Origin of the sequence: Streptomyces sp. NPDC059534 (assembly GCF_042743475.1) — a bacterium.
Classification (GTDB): Bacteria; Actinomycetota; Actinomycetes; order Streptomycetales; family Streptomycetaceae; genus Streptomyces.
Genome location: NZ_JBHWAQ010000004.1, coordinates 317,412 through 327,953 on the forward strand (window position 1 = coordinate 317,412; position 10,542 = coordinate 327,953).

Annotated in this window: 11 protein-coding genes; 8 read left to right on the forward strand and 3 right to left on the reverse strand. The window is 71.3% G+C overall.

Annotation, left to right across the window (positions count from 1 at the left end):
* The first annotated feature begins 4 nt into the window (after window positions 1-4).
* The 5 genes from ACFVZH_RS07420 to ACFVZH_RS07440 all read left to right on the forward strand — a co-directional run bounded on the left by ACFVZH_RS07420 (window position 5) and on the right by ACFVZH_RS07440 (window position 4,337).
* On the forward strand, window positions 5-502 hold the full coding sequence (locus ACFVZH_RS07420; RefSeq protein WP_384894190.1) for a molybdopterin-dependent oxidoreductase: 498 nt from the start codon (window positions 5-7) through the stop codon (window positions 500-502).
* A 110-nt stretch (window positions 503-612) separates the two neighbouring features.
* On the forward strand, window positions 613-1,002 hold the full coding sequence (locus ACFVZH_RS07425) for a molybdopterin-binding protein (protein WP_384894191.1): 390 nt from the start codon (window positions 613-615) through the stop codon (window positions 1,000-1,002).
* A 91-nt stretch (window positions 1,003-1,093) separates the two neighbouring features.
* Window positions 1,094-1,915 (forward strand): molybdate ABC transporter substrate-binding protein, encoded by an 822-nt coding sequence (gene modA / locus ACFVZH_RS07430; protein ID WP_384894193.1) that lies wholly within the window; start codon window positions 1,094-1,096, stop codon window positions 1,913-1,915.
* Between the two features lie 159 nt (window positions 1,916-2,074).
* Entirely contained in the window at window positions 2,075-4,174 is a 2,100-nt protein-coding gene (locus ACFVZH_RS07435) for an ABC transporter permease (RefSeq protein WP_384894195.1), read from the forward strand.
* Between the two features lie 40 nt (window positions 4,175-4,214).
* On the forward strand, window positions 4,215-4,337 hold the full coding sequence (locus tag ACFVZH_RS07440; RefSeq protein ID WP_384894197.1) for a hypothetical protein: 123 nt from the start codon (window positions 4,215-4,217) through the stop codon (window positions 4,335-4,337).
* Between the two features lie 87 nt (window positions 4,338-4,424).
* Here ACFVZH_RS07440 and ACFVZH_RS07445 read toward each other — a convergent pair whose 3' ends face one another.
* A complete protein-coding gene (locus tag ACFVZH_RS07445) occupies window positions 4,425-4,844 on the reverse strand; it encodes a molybdopterin-binding protein (RefSeq protein ID WP_384894199.1) in 420 nt (139 codons plus the stop codon).
* Between the two features lie 958 nt (window positions 4,845-5,802).
* Here ACFVZH_RS07445 and ACFVZH_RS07450 point away from each other — a divergent pair.
* The 3 genes from ACFVZH_RS07450 (at window position 5,803) to ACFVZH_RS07460 (ending at window position 8,918) form a co-directional block, all read left to right on the forward strand.
* Complete coding sequence (locus ACFVZH_RS07450; protein ID WP_384894201.1) at window positions 5,803-7,269, forward strand: fibronectin type III domain-containing protein; 1,467 nt, start codon at window positions 5,803-5,805, stop codon at window positions 7,267-7,269.
* A gap of 187 nt (window positions 7,270-7,456) precedes the next feature.
* Window positions 7,457-8,260 carry a thioesterase family protein gene (locus ACFVZH_RS07455; protein ID WP_384894203.1) on the forward strand — a complete coding sequence of 268 codons (804 nt, stop codon included), beginning with the start codon at window positions 7,457-7,459 and terminating at the stop codon, window positions 8,258-8,260.
* Between the two features lie 106 nt (window positions 8,261-8,366).
* Complete coding sequence (locus tag ACFVZH_RS07460; protein WP_384894204.1) at window positions 8,367-8,918, forward strand: helix-turn-helix domain-containing protein; 552 nt, start codon at window positions 8,367-8,369, stop codon at window positions 8,916-8,918.
* A 7-nt stretch (window positions 8,919-8,925) separates the two neighbouring features.
* Here the strand turns inward: ACFVZH_RS07460 and ACFVZH_RS07465 are convergent, their stop codons facing one another.
* On the reverse strand, window positions 8,926-9,318 hold the full coding sequence (locus tag ACFVZH_RS07465) for a VOC family protein (RefSeq protein WP_384894206.1): 393 nt from the start codon (window positions 9,316-9,318) through the stop codon (window positions 8,926-8,928).
* Window positions 9,315-10,166: a DUF4239 domain-containing protein gene (locus ACFVZH_RS07470; RefSeq protein WP_384894208.1), complete on the reverse strand. Its 852-nt coding sequence runs from the start codon at window positions 10,164-10,166 to the stop codon at window positions 9,315-9,317. Before ACFVZH_RS07470 ends, ACFVZH_RS07465 begins: the two co-directional genes overlap by 4 nt.
* Window positions 10,167-10,542 lie beyond the last annotated feature (376 nt).

Here is a 10,542-nt window from a genome sequence, read left to right on the forward strand (position 1 = left end):
GACGATGAGCCGACCCAGCGCACCCGTCCACGATCCGCACACGGGCAGCGCCACCTTCACCCTCCGGGGCGAGGTCACGAACTCCGTCACCTTGAGCGTCGACGACCTGCGGCGGGACTGGACGGAGCACCGCACCGACGTCGTCTTCGACTGCGCGACGGCCGGACCCCAGCACCACACGTTCCATGGACCGCTGCTGCGCGAGGTCGTCGGCCGGACCCGGCCCGCCTTCGACCCCGCCCGCCGCAAGGAACGCTCCCGCTTCCTGCTCGCCGTGCAGGGCGGCGACGGCCATCACACGGTCCTGTCCTGGGCGGAGATCGACGCCGACTTCGGCGACGCCCCGGTACTCCTCGCCACCCGCATGGACGACCAGGAACTCGACGCGACCGGACCCCAGCTCGTCGTGCCCTCCGACCGCTGCGGCGCCCGCTACGTCGGCGCCGTCACCGACATCTGGATCGGGACCTGCCGCGCACCCGGCACCGCATCCACGGAGTGAGACACCCCCCGCCACCTCCTCGTACCTTTCTCCAAGCGATCTCTCATTCGCGATGGAGGGTCGTACGGGTTTGTTGCAGATGACAGCCGGAGCGCCCTACGGTGTCGCACATGCAGTCCTACACCATCGGGCAGGCCGCACGATTGCTGGGCGTCAGCCCCGACACCGCGCGGCGCTGGGCGGACGCGGGCCGGGTCGCGACGCATCGCGACGAGAGCGGCCGGCGCGTGATCGACGGGAAGTCGCTCGCGGCGTTCTCCGTCGAGCTCGCGCAGAGCGACGACGACGACGCGTCGTACACCTCGGCACGCAACGCGTTCCCGGGCATCGTCACCGCGATCAAGCTCGGCGACATCGCGGCCCAGGTGACCATCCAGGCCGGTCCGCACCGGCTTGTCTCCCTCCTCACCCGTGAGGCCGTGGAGGAACTGGGACTGGAAGTCGGCATGCAGGCCACCGCCCGCGTGAAGTCGACCAGCGTGCACATCGACCGCACCTGACCACCCCTCACGCAGTACCGAGATCCTCGGCCGTCGGCGCGGCCTGCCTCCCACCGCACCTTCCTTTCGTTCCCAAGGAGTCCAGACCCTCATGTCCTTCACCCTCACCAGACGCCGTGCCGCCGCCGTCACCCTCACCGCCGCCCTGCTCGTCCCGCTCTCGGCGTGTTCCGGCGACGACACCAAGCAGGACACCAAGCAGGACACCGGCGGCTCTCCCGCCTCCGGCTCCGCGAGCGCCGCGCCGCAGGCGAACCTGACCGTCCTCGCCGCGGCCTCCCTCACCAACGTGTTCAAGACCGCCGGGGCCGCCTACGAGAAGTCGCACCCGGGCACCAAGCTCACCTTCTCGTTCGCCGGCTCGCAGGAGCTCGTCGCCCAGGTCGCCCAGGGCTCGCCCGCCGACGTCCTCGTCACCGCCGACACCAAGAGCATGGACAAGGTCAAGGCCGACACCGGCACCCCGGCGATCATCGCCAGGAACCGGCTCGTCATCGCCACCGGCGAGGGCAACCCGCACAAGATCGACGCCCTCAAGGACCTCGCGGACACCGAGCTCAAGGTCGTGCTCGCCGCGCCCGAGGTCCCGGCCGGCAAGTACAGCAAGCAGATCCTCGACGCGCAGAAGATCACGGTGAAGCCGGTCTCCCAGGAGCCCAACGTGCGCGCCGTCCTCAGCAAGGTCGAGCTCGGCGAGGCCGACGCCGGCCTCGTCTACAAGACCGACGCCGACAGCGCCGAGGACAAGGTCGACGCCGTCGAGATCCCCGACGCCCAGAACGCCATCGCGAAGTACCCGGCCGCCACGATCAAGGACTCCAAGAACGCCGAGGCCGCGGCCGCGTTCGTCGCGTGGCTGTCCTCGCCCGAGGGGCAGAAGATCCTCCAGGACGCCGGCTTCCAGAAGCCGTAACGGCTCCGGGGTCGCACCCATCGTGAGGGGCTGTCCGGTTCGGGGGAACGGACAGCCCCTCCTCCTCATGTCTTCACCTCTTCGGGGTCATCGATGAAACGAGCAGACGCAGGCGAGTCCGGCGCGGGCACATCGGGCGCAGGCGCTCCGGGCGCTCGGATGTCCGGAACAGGCACTCCCGGCGCTCGCAGGTCCGGCGCGCGCACTTCCGGCGCTCGTCCGCCGCTGACGCTGATGCTGCCCGCGCTGCTGGCCGTGGCGTTCCTGACGCTGCCTCTGCTCGGGATCCTCGTACGGACCGAGTGGGGCGAGCTCGCCCGCCATCTGAGCTCCCCCGGCACGGTCCAGGCGCTGAAGCTGTCGCTCCTCGTCTCCTTCTGGGCCCTGGGGCTGTCGCTCCTGCTCGGCGTTCCCCTCGCGTGGCTCCTCGCCCGCGTCCCGTTCCCGGGGAAATCGCTGGTCCGCTCACTGGTCCTGCTGCCGATGGTGCTGCCGCCGACCGTCGGCGGTGTCGCGCTGCTGCTCGCCTTCGGCCGCCGGGGACTCCTCGGACCGTGGCTGGAGGACACGTTCGGCATCACCCTCCCGTTCCACACCTCGGGAGCCGTACTCGCCGCGACCTTCGTCGCCATGCCCTTCCTCGTCATCAGCCTCGAAGGCGCGCTCGGCGGACTGCGCCCCCGGTACGAGGAGACGGCCGCCTCCCTCGGGGCCTCCCCGGTCCGGGTCTTCTTCACCGTCACCCTGCCCATGGTCGCGCCCGGGGTCGTCGCGGGCGCGGCCCTCACCTGGGCGCGGGCCCTCGGCGAGTTCGGCGCGACCATCACCTTCGCCGGCAACCTGCCCGGCACCACCCAGACCCTGCCCCTCCACGTGTACCTGCTCCTCCAGGACGAACCGGAGGCGGCGACCTCCGTCTCGCTGCTGCTGCTCGCCATCGCCATGGCGGTGCTGATCGGCCTGCGCGGGCGCTGGACGGGCACCCCGATCGACCGTGAGCGGCGCACGGCGGCGCCGGCGGACGGGGACGGGGCCGGGGGGTCGGCCGGGGAGTCGGCCGGGGGGGCGCTGGCCGGGCGGCGGGCTGTGGGGAAGCCAGTAGTCGGGGAGCCGGTAGTCGGGGAGCCGAGTGCCAGGGAGCCGGGTGCCGGGAAGCCGGTGGTCGGGGAGTCGGTGGTCGGGAACCCCGCACCCGCCCTTCCCCGACCGGCCGCGCCCGGCGAACGCTGGTCCCTGCACGCCGATGTCACCGGCTTCACCCGTCTCACTCTGAGCGCCGAACCCGGCACCACCATCGCCGTCGTGGGACCGAACGGCGCCGGCAAGACCACCCTGCTCCGGGCCCTGCTCGGCCTGACTCCCCGGGCGCACGCCACGCTCCGGCTCGGCGACACCGACGTCACCGGCCTGCCCCCGCACCGCCGTCGGGTCGCCTGGGTCCCCCAGGACGGCGCCCTCTTCCCCCACATGACGGCCCTGGCCAACACGGCGTACGGCCTCCGCGTCCAAGGCGTCGCCCGGGGCGAGGCCCGCCGCGAGGCGCAGGGATGGCTCGACCGGCTGGGCGTCGGCCCTCTCGCGCACCGCCGCCCCGGCCAGCTGTCCGGCGGGCAGGCCCAGCGGGTCGCCCTCGCCCGGGCGCTCGCCGCCCGCCCCCGGCTCCTCGTCCTCGACGAGCCGCTCGCCGCGCTCGACCAGACCACCCGGGCACAGGTACGCCACACCCTGCGCACCCACCTCAGCGACTTCGGCGGCGTCTGCCTCATCGTCACGCACGATCCGGTCGAGGCCGTCTCCCTGGCCGACCGCGTCCTCGTCCTCCAGGACGGCCGCACCCTCCAGGACGACTCCCCCGCCGAGGTGACCCGCCATCCCCGGTCCCCCTGGGTCGCCCGGATGCTCGGCCGCAACGCCTGGCCCGGCACGGCCACCCCGGTCGGCCTCGCCCTCGACGGCGGCGGCACGCTGGTCGCCGCCGAACCGCCGCCGCCCGGCACTCCGGCGCTCGCGATCGTCGCGCCCGAGGCGGTGTCCCTCCACCGCGAGAAGCCCGCCGGCAGCCCCCGCAACGTCTGGCCCGGCACCGTACGCGAGATCACCGCGAGCGGCAGCCGGCTCAGGGTGCTCGTCACCTCCGACGAGGCGCCCGACCTCGTCGCCGAGATCACCCCCCAGGCCGCCGCCGAACTCGGCCTCGCCGACGGCGTGTCCGTCTGGACCAGCGTCAAGGCGACCGAGACGACCGTCGTGCGACTCTGAGCACCCCGACACCACCCGTTGCGGAGATCGTGAGAACGCCATGACGGAGAACGACAGCTCCACCGTGCGCGACTGGCTTCGGGGCATCGAGGTCTTCACCCGCCGGCTTCCCGAGTTCGCCACCGAGTCGGCTCCGGCCGAGCCTTCCAGCAGCATGGGATGACCCGGCCGACAGGCGACCGTGTCGACCACCATCCGAGCACCGCCGTCGGCCGGAGCGTGCCGCGGCCCTCGGGGGGAGCGGGGCCGATCAGACGGCGGAGAGGGAGATCTCCGTCGACTTGATCAGGGCGACGACGGAGGTACCGGCACGCAGACCGAGGTCCTCGACGGCGTCCTTGGTGATCGCGGCGGTCAGCTCCCCGCCCTCGACGGAGACCTTCACGGAACCCATCGCGCCACCGGTCGACACCTCGGTGACGGAACCCGCGAGCTGGTTGCGGATGGAGATGCCCTCGACGGGTCCGGTCGCGAGAGCGACCTCGGTCGCCTTCACCAGGGCCTTGACCGACGACCCCTCGGCCAGCCCCAGGTCCTTCACCGCGTCGGCCGTGATGGCGGCGGTGATGTTCTGGCCGCCGTCCAGGCGCACCTTCACCGACGCCATGGCCTCGCCCGCGGTGACGGCGGTGACGGTACCGGGCAGCTGGTTACGGATGGACAGGGTCATGGAACACGCGCCTCACATAGCCGAACGGACAATCGCCACTTCTGTGACCTGCACTACGACCGACGCTACCGGAGGGAGAAAACCCCTTCGCCCCTCCCCTCGCATCCACCAGCCGAATGGACGCCATCCCCTGGCGCATTCCAGGAAGGCACTTCCACCCCCTGAGCTGTACCTATGCCCCCCCCAGGCACATCATCCGCATATCCGAGGACCCCCCCCCACCCGAATTACAGATACCGACCCTCCCCATAAACCACTTCCACATTTGCCAGCCCCCTCCACAATGAGCGCCCCACATACGGCGTCGGCACCGGCATCGGCAGCGGAGAGCGAGCAGCCGGACGGATCAGGGGCCACGGCGGCGGCGACTCCCGCACCGCCTACCTCGCGGTCCCGTCTTCACCGATCCGCATCAGCGATGACGCATCCGGGCCCGCGCTTGCATGTGTGCCCCGAGAGGGGCCTGTTGCTTCTTGGATGATCCACCGTACTCAGCCTTCCCTCGCGCATCCCTTTCTGTGCCTGTCTCCCATCGCTCCCCCGAGGCCAACCCTGCTTGACTGGCGACACCGGCCCAGCACGGTTGAGTGGCTCTCGCCGCAGCGGGACAACCGGCCCAGAGGCCCCTGCGCACCGCACGCGGTGGTTCGATGCGCAGGGGCCCGCACGTGCGCATGGGGCCTGGTCGCGGACCACGGGGGTGTCCGAAAACCGGTGTCTCCGTATCGGCGGCGCGCGGGAGGTGATTCCGGGGCATGTCGCCGAGAGAGTGCAGGTGTCGGGGCCTGTCGGTTCGGGCGGCGCGAGGGGTGATCGCCGCAGCTGAGGGGCTGGAACTTTTCGTTTCTATGGCAAGGCGCGCCACATTGCGGTCCGAGGAAGTGGTGGAACGACATGTGGTTGGGGCCACATCGGCTCATCAGGATGTGCGCATCCCCACCCCCATTTGGAGATGCGAATGAAGATCAGGCAGCTTGTCGTGGCCGTGTTGGCGACGGTCGGGATCGCGGGAACGGCGGTCGGTGGCGCGACGGCGGCCGTGCCGGAGCCGACGCCGGGGTCGCTGCAGCAGTACAACATCGGCTCGGCGTACGTGAGCGGGCTTTCGTCCGGCGGGTTCATGGCCAACCAGATGCACGTCGCCTACTCCGACGTGTTCAAGGGGGCGGGCATCTTCTCGGCGGGGCCGTACGACTGCGCGCAGAACAACCTGAACACGGCCTTGTACGGGTGTATGGACACGCTCATGGCCCGCAAGACCCCGGCGCAGCTTGAGCAGCTGACGCGGGACCGGGCGGCGGCGGGGAAGGTCGACCCGGTCGCCAATCTGGCGGGGGACAAGGTCTGGCTGTTCCACGGCACCAACGACAGCACGGTCAAGGAGGCGGTGAACGACGATCTGGCCACGTACTACCGCGATCTCGGCGCGGACGTGGTGTACGACGACACGTCGCCCTCGGGTCACGCCTGGGTCAGCCCGCTCGGCCCCAACTCCTGCTCCACCACGGACTCGCCGTACATCAACAACTGTGGTGGCGATCCGGTGAAGGACATGCTGACCCACCTGTTCGGCAGTGTGGCACCGGCCGGTTCCTCGGCGCTGACCGGGAAGCTGGTCAAGTTCGACCAGAGCGCGTACACGCCCGGCGGGAGTCCCAGTGCGATCAGCATGGGCAACGAGGGCTTCGCGTACGTCCCGCAGAGCTGCCAGAGCGGTGCCTCCTGCAAGCTGATGGTCACCCTGCACGGCTGCTACCAGTACTACGGCCTGGTCGGCAACGCCCTCATGGACAAGGGCTACCTCAACGAGTACGCCGACACGAACGACATGATCGTGCTCTACCCGCAGACCACCACCATGTCCGGGAACCCGCGCGGCTGTTGGGACTGGTGGGGGTACAAGTCGGCCGACTACGCGCAGAAGAGCGGCCCGCAGATGACGGCCGTGATGAACATGGCCAAGGCGCTCGGCGCGGGCAGCACGAGCACCCCGGCGCTGCCCGCCCCGGCCGGGCTGGCCGTCAGCGGGACGACCGCCACCGGTGCTTCGCTGACGTGGAACGCCGTCTCCGGCGCCGCCTCGTACAACGTCTACCGCGACGGCACCAAGGTCAACACCACCCCGGTCACCACCACCACCTACACCGACACCGGACTCACCGCCGGCACGACCTACGGCTACACCGTCGCCGCCGTCGACACCTCCGGCACGGCCGGCACCAGATCCGCCCCGGTCAACGCCACCACCACCGGAACCTCGACGTGTGTGACGGCCACCAACTACGCCCACACCCAGGCCGGTCGGGCGCACCAGTCCGGCGGCTACGCCTACGCCAACGGCTCGGAGCAGAACCTCGGCCTGTGGAACCTGTTCGCCACCAGCACCATCAAGGAGACGTCCCCGGGCTACTGGGTCGTGTGCTGACCCACTGAGGGCAGGGCCTTGTCCGTGGTGTCCCACGGGCAGGGCCCTTTCGTGCGTCCGACCGGTGCGGCGGTGCGGGGTGAGCGGCTCGTCGCGGCAGGTCAGGGTGTTCCGTGATCGACGCGGTCCCTAGGATGGATGGCTGAGGCAACTATCTGCCGCAGGGCAGTCCGGGGAGAGGGATCACGTGAGTACAGGCAGCGCCGTCCGTGAGAGCTACTACGAGCGGACCGGAGAGAACCGGTACAAGCCCACGGGGCACGCGGGTGGGGCGTGGAGCACGGACGAGCAGCACTTCAGTCCGCTGGCCGGGCTCGTGGTGCACGCGATCGACGGGTTCCTGGAGGGGCGGACGGACGGGCTCGCGCCGGCGCGGATCAGTTACGACATCCTCGGCCGTATCGCCCTCGACGAGTGCGAGATCACGGTGGAGACCGTCCGTCCGGGCCGAACCATCGAGCTCCTCGAGGCCAGTGTGGTCATCGGCGGGCGGCCGGTGGTCCGCGCCCGGGCGTGGCTGCTGGCGTCCCTGGACTCCTCGGCCGTCGCGGACAGCCCGTGCGCGCCGGTGCCCGCGCCCGACGAGCTTCCCCCATGGGACATGGGGGCGAAGTGGGACGGGGGGTACGTCTCCTCCATCGAGGTGCGGCGGACTCCGCCGGTCCGCAAGGGCCGTACGACGGCGTGGCTGTCCTCGCGCGTCGACCTGGTCGGGGGCGAGGAGAGCAGTGCGCTCGCCTCGTACATCGCGCTCGTGGACACCGCGAACGGCATCGCCGTCCAGCAGGACCCCACGGCGTGGATGTTCCCGAACCTCGATCTGACGATCCACCTGCACCGGCAGCCGGAAGGCCCGTGGACCGGCCTCGACACCACCGTGTCCTTCGGCCCGACGGGCCAAGGTCTCACCAGCAGCGTGCTGCACGACCTCCGCGGGCCCGTGGGACAGGCCGAGCAGATCCTCACCGTCCGCCCCCAGCCGCGCCCCTAACCCGGGCCCCCTGGTCGTTGCGGGCTCGGTTCAGACGGTGACGTGCGACTGCTTCGCGTCGAGGTAGTGGACGGTGGTGTGGTCGGAGTGGGGGGCGAGGAGGACGGTGAGGGTCGCGGCGCTGAAGGAGGCGCCGAGGAACGGCCACCTGGACGAGCTCGGCCGGCGGGCGAAGGTCAGCAAGGGCGCCCTGGTCGGGCTGGAGAAGGCTCAGGGCAACCCCGACTTCGCCACCCTCGTCCGGCTGGCCGACACCCTGGGCGTCTCGGTGTCCGCGCTGATGGAGGGGCCTTCCGAGGGCCGGGTGCGGGTGGTCGCCGCGGACGCCGTGACGCCCCTGTGGACCGGGCCGCGGGGCAGCGAGGCCCGCCTGATGCCGACCACCTCCGGCGCGGCGCCCGTCGAGGTGTGGCGCTGGACGCTGGAGCCGGGCGAGGAGTATCCCAGCCACCCCCACCAGGCCGGAGTCGTCGAGACCGTGTCGGTCACCGCCGGCCGGATGACCCTCGTCGTCGACGGGACCGAGCACTCCGTGGAGGCCGGGCAGACGGCGACGTTCGACGGCGACGCCGCGCACGCCTATCGCGGCGCCGGCGCCGGGACCTGCCACCTGATCGTGACCGTCCACCTGCCGCCCGGCCCCATGTCCACCACCTGACGGGCCGCTACGCCGGCCGGCTCGCGAGCTGGATCAGGTTGCCGCAGGTGTCGTCGAAGACGGCCGTGGTGACGGGGCCCGTCGTCCGGGGCTCCTGGGTGAAGGAGACACCGAGCTCCCGCATGCGCGCGTACTCGGCCTCCACGTCGCCGACGGCGAACTGGGCGAGCGGGATGCCGTCCCGCACGAGCGTGTCGCGGTAGGTCCTCGCGGCCGGGTGGCGGGCGGGCTCCAGGAGGAGTTCGGTGCCGTCGGGCTCGTCGGGCGAGACGAGGGTCAGCCACCGGTCCTCCTCGCCCACCGGGACGTCGTGCTTCTTCACGAAGCCGAGGACCTCGGTGTAGAACCGCAGGGCCTTGGCCTGGTCGTCGACGAAGACGCTGGTCAGGTGGATCTTCACGGGGTGTTCTCCTCTGCTGGGACCGCGCTCGAGGGCTCGTTCGGGGTGACGTTCGGCGACTCGCTCCAGTACGGGGCCAGTGCCCCTTGACGGTACGGCTCCGGGCTGACACTCAGCTCGCCGGCGAACGGGCGGTCGAGGACGACGACGAGGAGGAGGCTGAAGCCGATGAGGCCGGCGACGCAGGCCACGAAGAGGAGCTGGATGCGCATGCGGCGCATGCCGTAGAGGAAGGTGAGGGGGACCAGGACCAGGGCGCCGCCGAAGGCCAGGACCTGGAGCAGGGGCGGCAGCTGCTGTTCGGCCATGGTCAGGCGGGCGCGGCGCTGGGCGGCGACGTCGTTGAGGTGCGCGACGGCCTCCTCGTAGAAGACCTCTTCGCGGGCGGTCTTCGGCTCGTACGACTGGAGGACGTCGAAGACGGCCTGGAGGCTGCCGGCGGTGGCGTTGTAGTCGGGCGCTCCCGCGCGCATCAGGGGCCACTGGTGGTTCACGACGCCGTGGACGTATCCGCTGAGGGCGCCGTCGAGCCGGGCCCTGACCGGGGCCGGGAAGGCGGCGGCGTCGCGGGCGATGAGCGCGACGTCGGTGGCCTCGGTGGCGACGACGGTCTGGGTGCTCTCCAGCTGGGTCCAGAGGGTGACGATGACGAACGCCAGGATGATCCCGTAGATCGCGCCGAACATGCCCAGGGTCACCCCGACCATGTCGTTGTGCTCGCCCTCGGCCAGCGACGGGTACCTGCGGCGCGCGAGCACGCTGCCGGCGACGGCGAGGACGACGGCCCCGCCGACGACGACCACGGCCAGGGTGAAGGTGCTGAAGTGGTTGAGCAGCCAGAGCGACATGTGCGCGGAGTCTAGGGATCCGGGGAGGGGCCGTGGCGCGTCCGGAGGCGGGGAGGTGTCGCGGAAAGGCGGTCCTCGCGGCGGGTGAGACGTGCCGCCGCCGTGCGCGGTACGGCGCGCCCCGCGCGCGCCCCTCGCGCACGGCTGCCCCCGAGCCGCCCCTCGAATCCACACCATCGAGTGAGCCCGGTCGGTGCGTCTTGACGCCTTCCGGCGTCCCCGCGCCGATGCGCCGGGTCAGGCCGCGAGCCCGGCCTGATCGGCAGGACACCCCCGAGGGCCCTGGTGGGCCTTGAGCGGTCCTCGTGTCGCTCACCGTAGTCTCCCGGCCGTCGTGCGGGGCGCGTAACGCCGGGCACCCGTGGGGTGTGACGGT

What these genes read in the sequence shown, in the direction of transcription:
- ACFVZH_RS07420 (WP_384894190.1), top strand. Translation starts at nt 5, where the DNA reads ATGAGCCGACCCAGCGCACCCGTCCACGATCCGCACACGGGCAGCGCC.
- ACFVZH_RS07425 (WP_384894191.1), top strand. Translation starts at nt 613, where the DNA reads ATGCAGTCCTACACCATCGGGCAGGCCGCACGATTGCTGGGCGTCAGC.
- modA (WP_384894193.1), top strand. Translation starts at nt 1,094, where the DNA reads ATGTCCTTCACCCTCACCAGACGCCGTGCCGCCGCCGTCACCCTCACC.
- ACFVZH_RS07435 (WP_384894195.1), top strand. Translation starts at nt 2,075, where the DNA reads ATGTCCGGAACAGGCACTCCCGGCGCTCGCAGGTCCGGCGCGCGCACT.
- ACFVZH_RS07440 (WP_384894197.1), top strand. Translation starts at nt 4,215, where the DNA reads ATGACGGAGAACGACAGCTCCACCGTGCGCGACTGGCTTCGGGGCATC.
- ACFVZH_RS07445 (WP_384894199.1), bottom strand. Translation starts at nt 4,844, where the DNA reads ATGACCCTGTCCATCCGTAACCAGCTGCCCGGTACCGTCACCGCCGTC.
- ACFVZH_RS07450 (WP_384894201.1), top strand. Translation starts at nt 5,803, where the DNA reads ATGAAGATCAGGCAGCTTGTCGTGGCCGTGTTGGCGACGGTCGGGATC.
- ACFVZH_RS07470 (WP_384894208.1), bottom strand. Translation starts at nt 10,166, where the DNA reads ATGTCGCTCTGGCTGCTCAACCACTTCAGCACCTTCACCCTGGCCGTG.